The sequence below is a fragment of the Ralstonia sp. 110700041-2 genome, from assembly GCF_056280165.1.
On record NZ_JBSFAI010000007.1, the window covers coordinates 20947 to 38876 of the forward strand.

At 65.5% G+C, this 17930-nt stretch carries 17 protein-coding genes; 10 read left to right on the forward strand and 7 right to left on the reverse strand.

All coding sequences use genetic code 11. The annotated features are described in order from the left end of the window. Positions 1-275 precede the first annotated feature (275 nt). The 7 genes from ACUXH0_RS11800 to ACUXH0_RS11830 all read left to right on the forward strand — a co-directional run bounded on the left by ACUXH0_RS11800 (position 276) and on the right by ACUXH0_RS11830 (position 6153). Positions 276-1967 (forward strand): sigma-54-dependent Fis family transcriptional regulator, encoded by a 1692-nt coding sequence (locus tag ACUXH0_RS11800; RefSeq protein WP_182594092.1) that lies wholly within the window; start codon positions 276-278, stop codon positions 1965-1967. A gap of 1 nt (position 1968) precedes the next feature. Continuing rightward, on the forward strand, positions 1969-2733 hold the full coding sequence (locus ACUXH0_RS11805) for a GntR family transcriptional regulator (protein WP_182594091.1): 765 nt from the start codon (positions 1969-1971) through the stop codon (positions 2731-2733). 344 nt (positions 2734-3077) lie between these two features. After that, complete coding sequence (locus ACUXH0_RS11810; protein WP_010112046.1) at positions 3078-3338, forward strand: transposase; 261 nt, start codon at positions 3078-3080, stop codon at positions 3336-3338. Positions 3339-3391: 53 nt separating this feature from the next. After that, positions 3392-3604, forward strand: coding sequence for a hypothetical protein (locus ACUXH0_RS11815; protein ID WP_182594090.1), 213 nt, complete (start codon positions 3392-3394; stop codon positions 3602-3604). 14 nt (positions 3605-3618) lie between these two features. After that, positions 3619-4407: an ABC transporter permease subunit gene (locus tag ACUXH0_RS11820; protein WP_310735964.1), complete on the forward strand. Its 789-nt coding sequence runs from the start codon at positions 3619-3621 to the stop codon at positions 4405-4407. Next, positions 4394-5131 carry an amino acid ABC transporter ATP-binding protein gene (locus ACUXH0_RS11825; RefSeq protein WP_182594089.1) on the forward strand — a complete coding sequence of 246 codons (738 nt, stop codon included), beginning with the start codon at positions 4394-4396 and terminating at the stop codon, positions 5129-5131. Before ACUXH0_RS11820 ends, ACUXH0_RS11825 begins: the two co-directional genes overlap by 14 nt. Positions 5132-5214: 83 nt before the next feature. After that, complete coding sequence (locus tag ACUXH0_RS11830) at positions 5215-6153, forward strand: bestrophin family protein (RefSeq protein ID WP_024973813.1); 939 nt, start codon at positions 5215-5217, stop codon at positions 6151-6153. 22 nt (positions 6154-6175) lie between these two features. Here ACUXH0_RS11830 and ACUXH0_RS11835 read toward each other — a convergent pair whose 3' ends face one another. Both ACUXH0_RS11835 and ACUXH0_RS11840 read right to left on the reverse strand, forming a co-directional pair. Next, positions 6176-6847 carry a hypothetical protein gene (locus ACUXH0_RS11835; protein WP_004635856.1) on the reverse strand — a complete coding sequence of 224 codons (672 nt, stop codon included), beginning with the start codon at positions 6845-6847 and terminating at the stop codon, positions 6176-6178. A gap of 102 nt (positions 6848-6949) precedes the next feature. Next, entirely contained in the window at positions 6950-7648 is a 699-nt protein-coding gene (locus ACUXH0_RS11840) for a Crp/Fnr family transcriptional regulator (RefSeq protein ID WP_004635853.1), read from the reverse strand. A 193-nt stretch (positions 7649-7841) separates the two neighbouring features. Between ACUXH0_RS11840 and ACUXH0_RS11845 the strand changes: the two genes are divergently transcribed. Continuing rightward, a complete protein-coding gene (locus tag ACUXH0_RS11845) occupies positions 7842-9476 on the forward strand; it encodes an acyl-CoA synthetase (RefSeq protein WP_009277204.1) in 1635 nt (544 codons plus the stop codon). Positions 9477-9575: 99 nt separating this feature from the next. Here the strand turns inward: ACUXH0_RS11845 and ACUXH0_RS11850 are convergent, their stop codons facing one another. Continuing rightward, the gene (locus tag ACUXH0_RS11850; RefSeq protein WP_182594088.1) at positions 9576-11144 is read right to left on the reverse strand and encodes a lactonase family protein; all 1569 of its coding nucleotides are present in this window, start codon (positions 11142-11144) and stop codon (positions 9576-9578) included. Between the two features lie 214 nt (positions 11145-11358). Between ACUXH0_RS11850 and ACUXH0_RS11855 the strand changes: the two genes are divergently transcribed. After that, positions 11359-11904, forward strand: coding sequence for a GNAT family N-acetyltransferase (locus ACUXH0_RS11855; protein WP_009239327.1), 546 nt, complete (start codon positions 11359-11361; stop codon positions 11902-11904). 93 nt (positions 11905-11997) lie between these two features. On the opposite strand, the gene ACUXH0_RS11860 is transcribed toward ACUXH0_RS11855, so the two are convergent. The 3 genes from ACUXH0_RS11860 to ACUXH0_RS11870 form a co-directional block, all read right to left on the reverse strand. Continuing rightward, positions 11998-12468: a carboxymuconolactone decarboxylase family protein gene (locus ACUXH0_RS11860; RefSeq protein WP_004635846.1), complete on the reverse strand. Its 471-nt coding sequence runs from the start codon at positions 12466-12468 to the stop codon at positions 11998-12000. 132 nt (positions 12469-12600) lie between these two features. After that, entirely contained in the window at positions 12601-13509 is a 909-nt protein-coding gene (locus ACUXH0_RS11865) for an RNA polymerase sigma-70 factor (RefSeq protein WP_004635843.1), read from the reverse strand. 75 nt (positions 13510-13584) lie between these two features. Further along, complete coding sequence (locus tag ACUXH0_RS11870) at positions 13585-15783, reverse strand: hybrid sensor histidine kinase/response regulator (RefSeq protein ID WP_182594087.1); 2199 nt, start codon at positions 15781-15783, stop codon at positions 13585-13587. A gap of 240 nt (positions 15784-16023) precedes the next feature. On the opposite strand from ACUXH0_RS11870, the gene ACUXH0_RS11875 reads away from it, so the two are divergent. Then, positions 16024-16638, forward strand: coding sequence for a glutathione S-transferase (locus ACUXH0_RS11875; protein WP_004635840.1), 615 nt, complete (start codon positions 16024-16026; stop codon positions 16636-16638). Between the two features lie 7 nt (positions 16639-16645). Here ACUXH0_RS11875 and ACUXH0_RS11880 read toward each other — a convergent pair whose 3' ends face one another. Then, a complete protein-coding gene (locus ACUXH0_RS11880) occupies positions 16646-17794 on the reverse strand; it encodes an HPP family protein (protein WP_024973807.1) in 1149 nt (382 codons plus the stop codon). Positions 17795-17930: the final 136 nt, after the last annotated feature.

A 17930-nucleotide genomic window follows, 5' to 3' on the forward strand; every position in this document is an offset into this window, starting at 1 on the left:
GCACCATCCGTGCCACTTTCCGGTCTTGATGCAAAAAATCTCGATAATTTAAGGGAAAGCCCTGAGACGAAATTCGCGTTGGGCACGCACAATACCGGTTAACCAGAATGGAATCCGTCCCGGGGCAGGGCCGCCAATTGCTTTATATGGCGGGCTTTTTGATCATTTAAAAAATGCAGACAAGCCGATTTGATGAAATGGTGAAGTCCGCAGGCACGCCCCGGCCGGCCGAAACACAAAAACAGATTTCACAAGAAAATCTCGACGGAGACGACATGCCACGCCCCAACCTGCCCCCGATGCCAACGGACGCCGATCTACGACGGCTGATTCATTTCTCGACCAGCGATGGCCGCATCTGGCTGGCCGGTCAACGGATGGTGATGATCCATGCGGGTGCGCTTGCCACGCTGCGCGAGGAACTGATGGCAAGCGTCGGGCCGGCGCAGACGCGCCGCTTCTTCACGCGGGTCGGCTTCGCCTCAGGCGAGCGCGATGCGGCACTAGCGCGAGACATTCGTGCCAAGGCATCGTTCTTCGACATGTTCAGTGTCGGCCCGCAGCTTCATATGCTCGAAGGCGCGGTACAGGTCACGCCGCTGCGGTTCGAGGCGGACCCGGAGACCGGCGCGTTCTACGGTGAATACCGGTGGGAACACTCGTGGGAGGCCGAGGTGCACCTGCGCGCGTTCGGCCCGCAGCCCGAACCCGTGTGCTGGATGCTGATCGGCTACGCGACGGGCTATACGAGCGCGTTCATGGGCCGCTCCGTGCTGTTCAAGGAAACGGCCTGCGTCGGTGCGCACGACGCGCATTGCATGATCGTCGGCAAGCCGGCAGAAGAATGGGAAGACGCTGAAGAAATCTCGTCATGGTTCAAGGCCGACTCGCTGATCAACACAATCCGCGACCTGCAGACCGAAGTCGAATCGCTGCGCCGCGAGATCGGGCCCGAGGCAGACCGCACGCAACTCGTCGGGCGGTCCGATGCGTTCTCGGCCGCCTACTCCATGCTTGAAATGGCCGCGCCGACCAAGGTTGCCGTGCTGCTCACGGGCGAGACCGGCGTCGGCAAGGAACGCTTTGCGCGCGCGCTGCATAACCTGAGCCCGCGCGCCGCGAAGCCGTTCGTGGCAATCAACTGTGCCGCGATACCGCACGCGCTGATCGAATCCGAGCTGTTCGGCGCGGAGAAAGGCGCGTACACGGGCTCGCAGGCCCCCCGCGCCGGACGCTTCGAGCGCGCCGACGGCGGCACGCTGTTTCTTGACGAGATCGGCGAGCTGCCGCTCGACGTGCAGGCGAAGCTGCTGCGCGTGCTGCAGGAAGGCGAAATCGAACGGCTTGGCGCAACCGGCAGCCGCAAGGTCGACGTGCGCGTCGTGGCCGCCACCAACCGTGATCTTGAGCGGGCGGTGCGTGAGGGCACGTTCCGTGCCGATCTCTTTTACCGGGTCAACGTCTATCCGGTGCAGATTCCCTCGCTGCGCGAGCGGCAGGGCGACATCGAACTGCTTGCCGACACGATGCTCACGCGGTTCGCATCGCTGCATGGCAAGCCAGTGCCGACGCTGACCGACTATGCCTACGAAGCGCTGCGCGGCTACCGGTGGCCCGGCAACGTGCGCGAGCTTGAGAACCTGATCGAACGCGCGGTGATCCTCTCGCGGCCGAATCGCGCGGTGGACGCAAACGACCTGTTTCCCGGCCTCGGGCCGCCCGGCGGCGCCACTGTTGATCTTGCCGGGCAGATCAAATCTGCATCAACGGTGCAGGTCGACTGCGGTTCGATTCTCGACCGGTTGCAAGGCTGCGGCGGCGGGCTCGAAGGGCTCGAACACGCGCTGCTGCAGGAAGCCGTCGAACGCTCAAAGGGCAACCTGTCAGCCGCCGCGCGGCTGCTCGGCCTGACGCGCGCGCAACTCAGTTACCGCCTCAATCGCAAACAGGATCAGGAGGACGCGTGATATGACCATCATCCAGCTCGCACGGGAGGCCGGCGACGTGCTGTCCGACGACCCGCCGCCCGCGCCAGCGGAAACGTATTCTGACGATACCGCCCCCGCCCCGCATGCTCGCACGCTTAGCGAGCATGCGTATCACCAATTGCGGCAGCACATCATCGAAGGGCTCTACCCGCCGGGTACGAAACTGCGCGTCGAGCATCTGAAAGACGTGTACGGCGTCGGCGCAGGTACGCTGCGCGAGGCGCTCACGCGTCTCGTCAGCGATGCGCTAGTCGTTGCCGAAGGGCAGCGCGGGTTCCGCGTCACACCGATGTCGGTCTCGGACCTGGAGGCGATCACGCGGCTGCGTATCCACATCGAGGTCGATGCGCTGCGCACCTCGGTCCAGCGCGGTGACGCCGCCTGGGAACAACGTGTACGAGAAAGATTCGAGGTGCTGTCTGCGTGGGAGCAGCCGGTGTCGATCGAACATAGGGCCGCATGGGAGGCGTGCAATCGGCGCTTTCACGAGGCACTGATCTCGGCTGCGGCGTCATCCTGGACCTACCTGGTGCTGCGCATTCTGTCGCAGCAGGGCGAACGTTACCGGCGCGTGTGTATCGGCCTCGAGGATTCGAAGCGCAACGTGCATGAGGAACATGCGTGCATTTTCGAAGCGGCGATGCGCCGCGCCGATGCACGCGCGGCACTCGCGCTCGAGGATCACATCAGCGCGACGCTTTCGGTCGTTCGAAATGCGCCACCTGAAAAACTGCCGTTCAGATAAGCCACGCCGGAGTATCCTGCATCCCGGCGAGCAATGACAGTGTGTTCCGGCTGCAAATCGAACTCCGGCACATCAAGCAGGGCACTGCGCAGCAGCGTCCAGCGAATGACGTTTATGGGGCAGCCGGAATCGCTTGGCCGTGTTGTTTCCCGTCCGCGGCTCGGGATAGCCAATGGCCTCAAGCAGGTTCGCAAGGAATGGCCCCTCCGCATGCCGCGGCTTGTGCTCACACTGCGCGTGGAAGGTCGAGATATTGGGGTGATTACGGGCATTGGTTCAATTCTGACCTGCTCGCCGTGATTAGTACGTTGACGATGTAGAGTCCGTTCCGAAGAGGAGCGGTCATGAAGAAGCGATTCACCGAAGAACAGATTATTGGCGTGCTCAAGGAAGCCGAGGCAGGCCTGAAGCCAGCGGAGCTGTGCCGCAAGCACGGCATCTCGGAAGCGACCTACTACAACTGGAAGGCGAAGTTCGGCGGAATGACGGTCTCCGAAGCGCAGCGCCTGAAGGAGTTAGAGCAGGAGAACAACAAGCTCAAGCGCCTGCTGGCTGAATCGATGCTGGACAACGCGGCACTCAAGGATCTGCTATCTCGAAAGTAGCAAGCCCGCAGGCCAAGCGCGAAGCGGTCCAGATACTGACGACTGAACGCGCCATGGGTGTTACCCGGGCCTGCGGGCTGGTAGGGATTTCGCGCTCGCTGTTTCACTATAAATCGCGTCGCCGAATTGACGACGAAGCGCTGACTGGTCGGATGATGGTCATCGCCGCGCAGAAGCGTCGCTACGGCTATCGCCGGATTCACGTGCTGTTGCAACGGGAGGGCTGGCTGGCCAGCCAACCACAAGCGCATCTGGCGCCTGTATAGCAAGGCGGGACTGAGTGCGTAAGCGGCGGCGCAAGCGCATTGCGGCTGTCGAACGCACGCCGACGCCGGTGCCAGCGGGCCCGAACCAGAGCTGGTCGATGGACTTTGTTTCCGACGGACTGGCCTATGGTCGGCGGTTTCGATGCCTGAACGTGGTCGACGATTACACGCGCGAGTGCATGGCCATCGAGGTTGATACCTCGTTGCCGGACTTGCAAGTGAAGCAAGTGCTTGAACGGCTGAAGGAGATGCGAGGCTTGGTGGTGCTGTTTGCCCGCGTGGGGCGCAACGCCACGCTGCGGCGAGTGAGCAGGGCGTATATCCAGCTCTTTCAGAACACGCCGCTGCTCATGCAGATGTTCATCGTGTTCTTTGGGGCGTCCATGGCGGGGTTCGAGATGTCGCCGTGGACGGCCGCCGCCATCGGCCTGACGCTGTACACCAGTGCCTATCTGGCCGAGGTGTGGCGCGGCTGTGTCGAGGCCATCCCGCGCGGCCAGTGGGAAGCATCTTCCAGCCTGGCGATGGGGTACTTCCAGCAGATGCGCCACGTGGTGCTGCCGCAGGCGGTGCGCCTGTCGGTTGCGCCCACCGTGGGGTTCTCCGTGCAGATCGTCAAGGGCACGGCGGTGGCCTCCATCATCGGGTTTGAAGACCTGTCCAAGCTGGGTTCGGTGCTGGCCAATGCCACCTTCCAGCCGTTCCTTATCTACGGGCTGGTGGCCATTGGGTATTTCGCGCTGTGCTGGCCGCTGTCTCTTTACGCCTCTCATCTGGAAAAGAAGCTCTATGCCGCTCGTTGATCTCTGCGCCGTACACAAGCATTACGGCAACAACCACGTTCTCAAGGGCGTCGACCTGCGCGTGGAGGCCGGCCAGGTGGTCGCCATCATCGGGCGCAGCGGCTCGGGCAAGAGCACGCTGCTGCGGTCCATCAACGGGCTGGAGACCATCGACGACGGGCAGATCGTCGTGGACAACGCGGTGCTGCAGGGCTCGCAGGCCACGCCCGCGCGGTTGCGCGCGCTGCGCCTGAACGTGGGCATGGTGTTCCAGCAGTTCAACCTGTTTCCGCACCTCACAGCCGGCCAGAACGTGGCGCTGTCGCCCGTGGTGGTCAAGGGCATGAAGAAGGCCGATGCCAACGACCTCGCGCGCCAGATGCTCGTCAAGGTTGGCCTGGCCGATAAGTTCGATGCGTACCCGGATCAGCTCAGCGGCGGTCAGCAGCAGCGCGTGGCCATTGCCCGCGCGCTCGCCATGCAGCCGAAGGTGTTGCTGTGCGACGAAATCACCTCCGCGCTGGACCCGGAACTGGTGAACGAGGTGCTGGCCGTGGTGAAGCAGCTCGCCGCCGAAGGCATGACGCTCATCATGGTCATGCACGAGATGCGCTTCGCGCGTGACGTGGGCGATCAGCTCGTCTTCATGCACCAGGGGCTGATCCATGAAAGCGGGCCGGCCAAAGAGGTGTTTGCCAGCCCCAAGACGGCGGAGCTGGCGGCGTTCATTGGCGCGGTGCAGTGAGGCGCAGGGCATAGGCAGGCATCCGGGCGGCCTTGCCTCTGCCATAATTCGCGCACTCCCCTGCAACGCATTCGCGTCTTCCCATGGTTGTCCGCCCCCATTTGCACTGGTTCCGCATGCTGCTCGCATGGCGCGGGTCGGTGTTGCCGCAGCTTCTGCCGCGCCTGTTCCTGATCTTCTTCGTGTCGTTGGTAGCCATCGCGGTGCATGCGCACCTGCTGCCCGTCTCCGTCAACCTGAGCACGACGCCGTTCTCGCTCGTCGGCATTGCGCTGGCGGTGTTCCTGGGCTTTCGCAACAACGCCAGCTACGACCGCTACTGGGAAGCCCGCAAGCTCTGGGGCCAGTTGCTCAACACGGCGCGTTCGCTCACGCGCCAGGCACTGACGCTGCCGCGCGGGGATGGCCCGAACGGTCCCGCAGCCGATGCCGACGTCCGCGAGTTCGCACAGGTGCTGGGCGCGCTGCCGCACGCGCTGCGCCACCAGTTGCGCCACACCGATGCGCGCGAAGACCTCGCCACCCGGCTGCCCGCAGCGTTGCTCGAACGCGTGATGGCCGCGCGCTACCGGCCCATCGTCATCGTGCAGTGGCTGGGTGAATGGGTGCAGCGTCGCGCGCAAGCCGGTGCGCTCGATGGGTACGCCGCCCTGGCGTTCGACCGCAACCTCAACGAGTTGTCGAACAGCATCGGCGGGTGCGAGCGCATTGCGGGCACGCCGCTGCCGTTTGCTTACTCGGTCATGATCCACCGCACGGTGTACTTCTTCTGCGCGGCACTGCCGTTTGGGCTGGTGGAAAGCATCGGCAGTTTCACGCCCGTGTTTGCGGTGTTCGTGGCGTACACCTTCATGGCGCACGAGGCCATCGCCTCGCAGCTCGAAGACCCGTTCGGCACGGAAGACAACGACCTCGCGCTCAACGCGCTGTCCAACACGATTGAAGATGCGGTGCTCGACATCCTTGGCGAGCCGAGCCCGCTGCCGCGTGCGGGCGTGCGGCGTGGGGTGATCTTCGATTGATGCCGCGGTTGCGGCGCAGCGCTTAAAGGGCCATCGCCAGCGGCTGCGCCCACCGCTCCAGCGGGGCGGTGCTGCCGTGCACCGAACCGCTGGCCGAATCTGCGTTGCCCGCCAGCAGGGCACCCAGCTCCACCCCGAACAGGCTTGCGCACGTTTCGTTCAGCGTGCGCGCGTTGCGGAGGCCGGCCCGCCGGGCCAGCGCGTGCAGCGCTTCAGCTTCGGGCTCGTCATTGCCGCACGTGTGCGCCAGCCGGTACAGCGCCCAGGCGGCGCGTTGCTCGCGCACCAGCGCATGCAGTGCTTCCCCTTCCGCAAACAGACGCGCACGCACCTGGCGCGGGCAGGCCTGCCAGCAGTGGCTCAGCAGCGCGGCGTTCCACGCCTGCACGGGGTGTTCGAACACCAGCGTGGCGAATGCGCGCGCCCAGGGCTTGTCATGCTGGATGGCGGCCATGCGCGGGCAGCCGGCGTCGGGCACGGCCTTGAACGTGATGGCGCACGGCTGCCACAGGGTGCCCGGAATCTCGCAACCGAAATGCGCGAAGGCGGGCACCACGAACGGATTGCCCGGGCGCACTTCGCGCCGGCCGTTGGCATCGCGCAGGCATACGGTGCCCTGCTCGGACTGCACGCGCACCGCAAACGGAAAGCGCAGGCGCGAGAGACGGACGTGGGCGCGGCTGATGAGTGGCATGGCTAACCGATAAGGCGGCGGATGAAGCGCGACTGTTGCAGGATTCTATGTCTGTGCGCAACAGGGGCAATGTCGCCCGGGTGACAGAGTCGGGCGCGGCGCTTACAGCTCCGACAGGCCGAAGAGCCGCAGCCGCTCGAGGTCGGTCACGCGAATGGTCTGGTATGACAGCGCGATCATTCCGCCTTCGGCCAGCCGTTGCAGCGCGCGGTTCACGCGCTGGCGCGACAGCCCCGTCAGCAGCCCGATCTCTTCCTGCGACAGCTCCAGCACGGTGCTCGTGCGCGGGTACAGGGCAGGGTGGAACAGCTGCGCAATCGCTTGCGCCACGCGCGCATCGGCGCTCAGCAGGCGGTCGTTTTGCACGGTGGCAATGAACTGACCCATGCGTTCGTTGAGCTGGCGCACCACAAAGCTGGCAAACGGCAAGCTCTGCGCGAGCAGCGTATTGAACACGGGTTCGGGCACCAGCAGCACGTGCGAGGCGCGAATGGCGATCACGTCATAGCGGCGGTCTTCGCGCTTGATGACGCTGCCCTCGCCGCACCAGCCGCCCGCAGGCACGCCGGAGAACGTGCAGCCCCGCCCGTCGGAGGTGTACACGGCCAGCTTGATGAGGCCGGTGTCCACGCCGATCCAGTAGCGGGACGGTTCGCCGCGGCGCGCAATGAAGGCGCCGGGCTCGAAGGCCTGCAGCAGGGTTTCTCGCGCGGCCAGGGCCTGGTGTTCAGGCGCAAGCGCGGTGAACCACGCATGGCCTTCCAGTTGCGTGGCGGGCGTCGGAGCACGGGGTGTCGTCATGGCAGGCGAAGGCACACGGTCAAGGGTCGCGGGGGCGCGTGGGGCTCTGCCTTCGCTTTGTAAGAAACCCGTCAGTCTCGGGGTGGCGCGGGTTTCCGGGCGGTTTGTCACTCAGGTGACAGAGTGCGGGAGCCGGCCGATGATAGCGTTGCCCAACAAAAAGCAACAGCGCCCGGCGCACGGAGACACAGCAATGCCCACGGATTTTGATAGCGGTCTGGCCCGCAACGCGGCCAACTTCGTCCCGCTCACACCCATCGAGTTTCTTGCCCGCGCGGCGGATGTGTATGGCGACCGCCTGGCCATCGTGCACGGGCCGGTGCGCCAGAACTGGCGCGACACCTATGAGCGCGCGCGGCGCCTGGCCAGTGCGCTGTCGCTGGCGGGCGTCGGCCGTGGCGACACGGTGGCGGCGCTCCTGCCCAACACGCCTGCCATGGTGGAGGCGCACTTCGGGGTGCCGATGGCGGGCGGCGTGCTCAACGCGCTGAACATCCGTCTGGATGCCGCCAACCTCGTCTTCATGCTGCGCCATGGCGAAGCCCGCGTGCTGCTGGCCGACACCGAGTTTGCCGACCTGGCCCGCCAGATGGCGCTGGAGATTCCCGGCCTGAAAGTGATTGCCGTGAACGATGCCCTGGGTCCGCAGGCCGAGCCGTTTGGCGACACCGATTACGAAACGTTCCTGGCCTCGGGCGACCCGCACTACGCCTGGCAGTTGCCCGCCGACGAGTGGGACGCCATTGCGCTGAACTACACCTCGGGCACCACGGGCGACCCGAAGGGCGTGGTCTATCACCATCGAGGCGCGGCCATCAACGCGGTGTCGAACATCCTGGAGTGGGATCTGCCCAAGCATCCCGTCTATCTCTGGACGCTGCCGATGTTCCACTGCAATGGCTGGTGCTTCCCATGGACGATCGCGGCGCGTGCGGGCGTGAATGTCTGCCTGCGCAAGTTCGAGCCGAAGCTGGTGTTCGACCTCATGCGCGACGAAGGCGTGACGCACTACTGCGCCGCGCCCATCGTGCATACCGCGCTGGTGAACGCGCCGCCGTCGTGGCGCGAGGGCCTGCGCGGGCCGGTGCGCGGCATGGTGGCGGGTGCACCGCCCCCGGCCGCCGTGCTGGCGCAGATGGAAGCCATGGGCTTTGAGCTGACGCACGTCTACGGCCTGACCGAGGTGTACGGCCCTGCAGCCGTCTGCGCCGAGCAGGACGAATGGCGTACGCTGCCCGAGCACGACCGGGCAACGATGAAGGCGCGCCAGGGCGTGCGGTACCACCTGCAATCGCAAGTGGCGGTGCTCAACCCCGAGACCATGCAGCCTGTGCCGGCCGATGGCGAGACCATTGGCGAAATCATGTTCCGCGGCAACATCTGCATGAAGGGCTATCTCAAGAACGAGAAGGCCACGCGCGAGGCCTTTGCCGGCGGCTGGTTCCACACCGGCGACCTGGGCGTCTGCATGCCCGACGGCTACATCAAGATCAAGGACCGCAGCAAGGACATCATCATCTCCGGCGGCGAGAACATCTCAAGCGTGGAAGTGGAGGACGCGCTGTATCGGCACCCGGCCGTGCTGGCTGCCGCCGTGGTTGCCCAGCCGGATGCCAAGTGGGGCGAAACGCCCTGCGCCTTCGTTGAACTCAAGGACGGCGCCACCGCCACCGCAGAAGACCTGATCGCACATTGCAAGACTTTGCTGGCCGGCTTCAAGGTGCCCAAGGCAGTGTTCTTCGGGCCGCTGCCCAAGACGTCGACGGGCAAGATCCAGAAATACGAGCTGCGCCGCAAGGTGAAGTCGACTTCGGCGATTGATGTGTGAGGCTGGCCGGGGCTGCCGCGTGGGACCCCCGCAATAAAACAGAGCCCCTCGCCTTCGCGAGGGGCTTTTTGCATTCCACCAAATCGATTCAGCCCAGCCTCACGGCACCGCCACAATCGCCATCCCGCGCGGGATGTTGCCGGTGGCGGCTGACCCGCTTGCCACGGCGGTCAGCTTGCCGGTGGTGCTGTTGATGCTGTATGCGCTGACGCTGTTGTCCACGGCGTTGACCACGTAGGCGAAGGTGCCGGCGGGGTTGACGAGCACGGTCACGGGCGCGTTGCCGGTGGGCGTGGTGTCGACCAGCGTGAGCGCGCCGTTGGCCGGGTTGATGCTGAAGACGCTGACCGTGTTGGCCAGCACGTTGGTCACGTACATGAAGCCGCCCGACGGTGCGATGGCGATGTAGTACGGGTTGGTGCCTGCCGCCACCGGTGTGCCCGATGCGGTGAGCGCCCCGGTGTTGCTGATGCTGTAGACGTTGATGGTGTTGTCTGCGGCGTTGGTCACGTAGGCGTAGGTGCCCGCCGAGTTGACCGCGATGAACTGCGGCGTGTTGCCCGTGTTGACCGTGGTGCCCACCTGCGTGAGTGCGCCCGTTGTGTTGTTGACGGCAAACGCCATGGCCGTGCCCGGCGTGGCGCCGCTGTTGGCATTGACCACGTAGGCGAAGGTGCCTGCGCTGTTGATGGCGACCGTGTACGGGTTGGCCCCGGCGGTGATGGGCGCGAGCGCGGTCAGTGCACCGGTGCCCGTGTTGACGGAGAACGCCGACAGCGTGTTGTCTCCATAGTTGGTCGTGTATGCGAACTTGCCGTTGGGCGTGCGCGCAATGCTGTAGGGCTGTATGCCCGTGGGCGTGGCCGAGCCGACTACCGTGAGCAGTCCGGTATCGGCATTGATGGAGAGCGTGGTGACGGTGTTGGCGTTGGCGTTGGCCACGTAGACGAACTTGCCCGCCGGGTCGATGGTCAGCGACAGCGGCCCTGCTCCCACCGCCACTGCCGTGCCGACTGCGGTGGGCATGCCGGTGGTCGCATCCAGCGTGAAGGCCGAGATGGTGCCGTCGTTCGAGTTGACCGCATAGCCGAACAGGGGCTTGGGCGTGCAGGCCACCGCAATGGTGGTCACGTTGCTGGTGCCCACGGTGCCGCTGCCGTTGGTGACGGTGCAGTTCTCACCCGAAGGCCGCGTTCCGACCGTCGCTGCATAGGGCTTGCCCTGCGCGAGCTTGGTCGGGAAGTTGAAGCTGCCATTGGCGTTGACGACAACCGCATCGCCGCCGTTGTCCAGCAGCGTGACGGACTTGCCGCTGGTCAGCCCGCTGACGGTACCGCCCACGGAATAGGTCGCCGGCGCTGGCGCAGGTGTGGGCGCCGGCGTTGGTGTGGGCGCAGGTGATGGCGATGGCGTCGGTTTGGGCGCCGGTGTGGGCGCGGGTGACGGGGTGGGGGCTGGCGTGTTGTTGTTCGTCGGTGGGGTCGTGGTACCGGCATCTTCGCCGCCACCGCAGGCACTGAGCCCCAGCGACAGCGCGGCGGCCATCACCAGCGCGGCGCCGTGCATGCCGCGTGCGTGCCGCGGGGCGTCGGGCGGAATCGGTGCCGGTGTGGGTTGTGTGTATGCGCTGCTGCTGCGTTGCGCTTTGGCGATTAAAAGCTCGGCCATGGCTCCCCCCGTTCCGGTTGTCGCGGTTTGTAGATTTGTTGACTCGCGTTTCCCGAAGCATAGGTACCTGGGCACATGCCGACATAGGCCAATTGACGGACAAAGCCCTCGGCTTCATGGACGGAGGCGGCACTGTAGGTCGTGTGCGTGTGATTGGCGCGATACTGGCCGCTTACGTTTGCTTCTTGCCTACACGCTGATCGCCTTGCCAGCCATGTCCAACGCCAACCCAAACTCGAACAACACAGTCTTGATCCGCCAGTTGTCTTCTGTCGATGCAGCTGACGTGGCGGACTACCGCGCCATTCGTCTTGCTGCGCTCAAGGATTCGCCCGACGCATTCGGTTCAACCTACGAGGCCGAGGTCGGGCTCTCGACGGAAGCGTTTGCCGAGCGCTTGGCGACCACCATCGTGCTGGGCGCCTATGCGGGAACCGGCAGCGACGCACGCATCGTCGGCATGGTCGGCTTCAAGCAGCAAACGATAGCGAAGCTCGCGCACAAGGGTTTTGTGTGGGGCTTTTACGTGGCGCCGGCCGCGCGCGGGCGCGGCGTGGGCGTGGCGCTGGTGGAGCGCATCGTGGCGGCGGCAACGGGCCTGGTGCAGCAGCTCACCTTGTCGGTGGTACGCGGCAACGATGCCGCGCTGGCACTGTACGAGCGTTGCGGGTTTGAGACCTACGGCGTGGAGCCGCGCGCGCTTAAATCCACCACGGGCTATGCAGACGAAGTGCTGATGGTGCGCTTCCTGCACGGCTGAACCTGTTGAACCTGTAGGTGCAGCGCCTACGCATGTGCGCAAGCGCTGCTGTACAGCGATCGTCGTACTGGCGCAGCTTCCCGCTGTTTTCTGTTAAGCCGCTGCAACATGCGGCGCCTTCAGCGGCACTGGGTTGCGCAGGCTCACGTTCAGCAGGTTCCAGCTGTTGATGGTGACGATCACAAAGCTCAGCTCGGCGATCTCCTCATCGCTGAAGTGTTCGCGCAGCCGGGCGAATTCTTCGTCGCTGGCATCGCTGTGCGGGGTGTTGGTGACCAGTTCGGCCCAGCGCAGTGCGGCGCGCTCGCGCTCGGTAAAGAACGGCGCTTCGCGCCAGCCGGCCACGGCGTTCAGGTGGCGCGGGTCTTCGCCCATTTTGATAAGGTCGGCCCAGTGCATGTCGATGCAGAAGGCGCAACCGTTGATTTGCGACACGCGCAGCAGCACAAGGTCGACCAGCCTGGCGCCCAGCAAGTCGCGGCGCAGGCCGTTCGACAGGTTCAGCAGGTTGTTGAACGCCTTCGGTGCGAGTTGGAAGTAGGCAATGCGGGGGGCTTGCGACATACGTGGCTCCTGAGGGTTTGAGTTGATGAAGGAGCCGATGCAGGCGGCAGGTGGGTGCCTTGCGTCGCTCCATACCCTGAAGACGCCTAGCGCGGCTGCGTTGTGACAGCCCCGCAAGAAAACTTTGTTTTTTTATGCGCCGATGCCGATGTGCGCCAGCTTGTCCGGATTGCGCACCACGTAGATGGCCACGATCTGGCCGTTCTCGATGACGAACGACTGCGCCGATTCCAGCTTGCCATCCACGTAGCGCAGCAGGCCGGGCTCGCCGTTCACGCGGGCGTGTACGTAGCGGACGTCGCCCATGGCGCGCACCAGCTCGCAGTAGATCTTGGTGATCTGACCGGCGTCTTGAATGATGCGCGTGAACGACGGCACCTTGCCGCCGCCGTCGCCCACGAGTTGCGCGTCATCTGCCAGCAGCGCGCGGATGGCATCGCGTTGGCCCGTGCGTGAGGCTTGCGCAAAGCGCTCGAGCAAGTCCCGATGCGCATCGGGCGCGACATCGAAGCGCGGGCGCTCCTGCTGCACCCGGTCTGATGCGCGGTGCACCATCTGCCGGCACGCGGCTTCGGTCTTGCCCAGCAGGGCGGCGATCTCCGAGTAATCCTGATCGAATACCTGGCGCATCAGAAACGCCGCGCGCTCTTCGGGCGATAGGCGCTCGAGCACCCACAGCAGGGCCATCGACACATCGCCTGCCAGTTCCACGGCGGTTTCGGGCGTGGGGGCGTGGCTTTCGGGTTCAACCAGCGGCTCGGGTAGCCACCAGCCGACGTAGGCTTCGCGCTCGGTCTTGGCGGCGCGCAGGCGGTCGATCGACAGTCGAGTGACCACCGTCACGAGCCATGCCTCGGCCGATTGCAGCGCGGTCTGGTCGGTTTGGTGCCAGCGCATCCAGGCGTCTTGCAGCACGTCTTCAGCGTCAGCGCGGCTGCCGAGCATGCGATAGGCAATCGCAAAGAGGCGGGGCCGGACGGCGGTGAAGGTCGTGTCTTCGCTGTCGGTGCGGGTGGTGCGGTCGGGGCTGGGCTTGGTCATGGCGGGCGTATCGTCCGGGGATGATGCTCCCTCCCTAGACGGGCGGGCGAGATCGTTTGTGACCGGGTGCTTCGGTTATGCGGCGTTCGTCACATTCTGCGTATCGGCAGCCCTTACGGTTGCGCCGAGCCACGGCGCCAGCGCCTGCTGCAGCGTCATCAGGTCGATCGGTTTGCCGAGCAGGCGTGCGCCGGCAATGGGCTCGCCAATCTCGGCTTCCGTGCCGTAGCCGGACATCAGCAGCACCTGCAGTTGCGGTTGCATGCGCAGCAGCGTGCGGGCGAGGTTCGCGCCGGATTGGCCGGGCAGGGTGAGGTCGGTCAGCAGCACCTGAACGGAGCGCGTGCGGGCCAGTGCAAGGGCGTCTTCGGCATTGACGGCGGCCACGCATTGCAGGCCGAAGGTGGTGAGCACCTCCTGCATGGCTTCGCGCGAGGCGGTGTCGTCTTCCACCAGCAGCACCGCAGGCGGTTGTGAAGCGTCTGTAGCCACGGCAGGGCCCGCCGATGGCGATGCCGATTGCGCCTGTGCCTGCGCGGTGCGGCTGGCGGTGAGCACGTTGCGCACCATGCGCGCCAGGTCATCACGCCGGTAGGGCTTGCCGAGCAGTGTCACACCCGGAGGCAGCCTGCCGTCGTGCTGCACCTCGTCACGCGTATAGCCCGAGACGAGCAGCACCGGCAGTGGCGGCACGCGCTGCGCGGCGCGTATCGACAGTTCGCTGCCCTTGATGGGGCCCGGCATGATCACGTCGGTAAACAGCAGGTCGATGGGCGTGCCGCTGTTCATGAGGTCGAGCGCGGCCTGGCCGTTGGCGGCCGTGAGCACGCGGTAACCGAGTTGGGTCAGCATGTCGACGGCGGTCAGGCGCACGTCGGTATCGTCCTCCACCACGAGGATGGTCTCGCGCCCGCCCATGGGCGTAACGATGGTGTCGCGCAGCTCGACGGCATCGTCCGGGGCCGCCTCCGTGCAGCGCGGGAAGTAGAGCTGCACCGTGGTGCCTTGTCCGACTGTACTGTCGATGGCGATGTGCCCGCCGCTCTGCTTGACGAAGCCGAACACCATGCTGAGCCCCAGGCCCGTGCCGTGGCCGTCGGGCTTGGTGGTAAAGAAGGGCTCGAAAGCGTGTTCGACCACTTCGGGTGGCATGCCCACGCCGGTATCGGTGACGGAGAAGACAAGGTAGTCGCCGGGTGTAAGCTGATCACGCACGTCCGCCTGTGTGTTGTCGAGCGTGACGTTGTTGGCGGCAATGGTGAGCATGCCGCCGCCGCGCATGGCATCGCGTGCGTTGATGGCGAGGTTCAGCAGCGCGTTCTCGAGCTGGTTGCGGTCGGCCTGGACGTTCCACAAGTCGGCGGCCAGGTGCGTTTCCACCTTGATGGCTTCGCCCAGTGCGCGGTGCAGCATCTCGCTCATGCCTTGGACCAGCCGCGTCGGGTTGACGACCGCCGGCGAGAGCTGCTGGCGGCGCGCAAAGGCGAGCAGCTGCGCCGCCAGCGTGGCACCGCGCTGCACGGCACGCGTGGCGGCGGCAATCCGATGCTGCACGCGCGTGTTGCTCGGTGCCTCCACCGAGAGCATCTGCAGATTGCCGGCAATCACCTGGAGCACGTTGTTGAAGTCGTGGGCCACGCCGCCGGTCAGGTTGCCGATGGCTTCCATCTTCTGGGCCTGGCGCAATTGCGCTTCCACTTCGGCGCGGGCAGACAGCGCATCGGCCACGCGTTGCTCCAGCGTTTCGGTCAACTGGCGCAGGGCCTGCTCGGCGGCCTGCCGCTCGCGCTCGGTCTGCACGCGCTCGGTGGTTTCCACCACGATGGCTAGCACGCCCGCCGGGCGACCGGTGTCATCGGGCAGCGGGCTGTAGTAAAGATCCATCCACACGTCTTCGGGGCGGCCGTTGCGCAGCAGGACGAGTTCCTTGTCGCGGTACGACAGCGTGCCGCCACCGAGGCAGACGTCCATGACATGGCGGTTGAAGTCGGCCACTTCGGGCCAGCCCAGTTCAACGGGGCAACCCAGCAGATAGGGATGACGCCCGCCGGCAAACACGGCGTAGGCATCGTTGTAGACCATGTAGCCGTGGCGGCCCCACAGCATGACCAGCGGCACCGGACACGCCAGCACCATGTGCACGGCGGCACGCAGGCTGGGTGACCAGTCCTGGATCGGGCCCAGTTCAGTGGAGGCCCAATCGAATGCCAGCACGCGCTGCGCCATCTCACCGTTCCAGCCGAGGCAGTCATGGTGATGCGCGAGAAACGGCATAAGGTCTCCTGTCCGGCGGGCAGCACAGTGCACCCGAGTTGTGGTCATTCTAGAAAATCGGGAGGCCGGCCGGTGTCGGCAACAGACGGCTCAAAGCCATGCGCCGCACGCAGAAAACGTGCCTGAGGCGGCCGGCACGCTTTGCGCTGGCTGTCTATCATGTGCATCCGTGCCCGCGCAGCCATGCGCTTCGCACCAAGGTTTTCTACCCACCCACGCCCCCACCAGCGAGGAGATTTCATGAAATTGATCGGCATGCTTGATTCACCGTACGTGCGCCGCACGGCCATTTCGCTGAAGCTGCTCGGGCTGCCGTTCGAGCACGCGGCGGTCTCGGTCTTCCGGCATTTCGATCAGTTCAGCGCCATCAACCCCGTGGTCAAGGCGCCCACACTGGTGTGCGACGACGGCACCGTGCTGATCGACTCCACGCTCATCATCGATTACGCAGAAACGCTGGCAGGCCGCAGCTTGATGCCCGCCGCCATTGCCGAGCGCCAGCACGCGCTGCGCGTGATTGGCCTGGCGCTGGCCGCGTGCGAGAAGGCCGTGCAGATCGTCTATGAACACAACCTGCGCCCGAGCGAGAAAGTGCACGGACCGTGGGTCGAGCGCGTGCACAGCCAGTTACTGGCGGCGGTGGAAGCGCTCGAAGCGGAGTGGAAGGACGCGCCCTTGCCCGTCGAGGAGAATGAGCTGACGCAGGCCGGCGTCACAGTGGCCGTGGCCTGGGCCTTCATCCAGTTGATGGTGGCTGATCGCGTGCCGGCGGCGGATTACCCGCGCTTGGTGGCGTACTCAGTGGCGGCGGAACAGCTGGGCGCGTTCCGTGAGTTGCCGATGGATGCGGTTTGATGGCCGCTCAGGCCGCCTGTGGCTCGATGTTGGCCTGACGGTACAGCCCGCCCACCAAGTCGGATTCCGTGACGATGCCGGCCAGCCGGCCGTCGGCATCCAGCACCGGAATGTGGTGGTGGCCGGCGCTGGCAAACATCGGCACCAGATCCGACATGGGCGCGTTGGCGGCGATGGTCTGCACGCGCGTCTTCATGTGATCGGCCACGCGCGGGGGTGTGAGCGCGCCGATGCTGAACCAGCGGCGCAGCGTCTGGCGCATGTCCGCCGGCGCCAGGCCGAGCAGGTCGACACGCGTGACGATCCCCACCACGCGCCGTCCTTCGTCCACGACCGGCAATGCCTTGAAACCATGCTGGCGCAGCAGTTCCAATGCACGGGGGATCGACGTGCCGGCCAAGACCGTGACCACCGGCGTGGTCATGATGTCCGCGCAGGTGAGCGCCTGGAAGGTGCGCGTGTAGGCCTGCAGCTGCATCTCGCGCAGCACGGCTTCGATGTCTTCGGGGTCGATGTCGAGCAGCTCGCTCTGGCGGCGCAGCGCTGCCACGATGTCGGCGCGGGTGAAACCGGCCGCGGTAGGCGGACGCTCGGCAGCGGGCAGGCGCTGTGCGTGCGGATACCGGTGGCCCGTGGCCGCGTGGTACACCAGCGCGCCCACCAGCAGCAGCGCAGACTGGATCAGGATCGGCTCGAGCACGAAGCGATAGCCCAGGGCATGCACGGCCGGGCCGCCAATCACGGCGGTGAGCGCCACCGCGCCTGATGGCGGGTGCACGCAGCGCAGTGCGAACATGCCGGCAATGGCCGCCGAGATGGCCAGCGCAGAGGCAATCACCGGATCATTCACCAGCAGCGCGAACGTCACGCCCACGGTAGCCGCCACCAGGTTGCCGCCGATGATCGACCACGGCTGCGCGAGCGGACTGGCGGGCACCGCAAACAGCAGCACGGCAGAGGCGCCCATTGGGGCGACCAGCAGCGGGATCAGGGTGGAAGCGCCCGGCACCATCTTCATCATCGTGCCGGTAAAGAGGATGCCGACGAGGGCGCCGGCAGCGGAACGGACGCGCTCGCTCCAGCGCACCGTCACGGGTGCAGGAATGAAGCTGTGGAGCCAGCGGCGCAGGGCGGGATGCAGGGATGAAGAGGACATGGTCGACGGACGGCGATTGCCCGGACCAGGCTTCACCAATGTCAAAGAATGCAGCCGGCGATTCTATCACGCCGTGACATAACTCACTGTTAGCGCTGTCATGACGCGGAATGCCCCAATGTAGGGCGAAGATCAC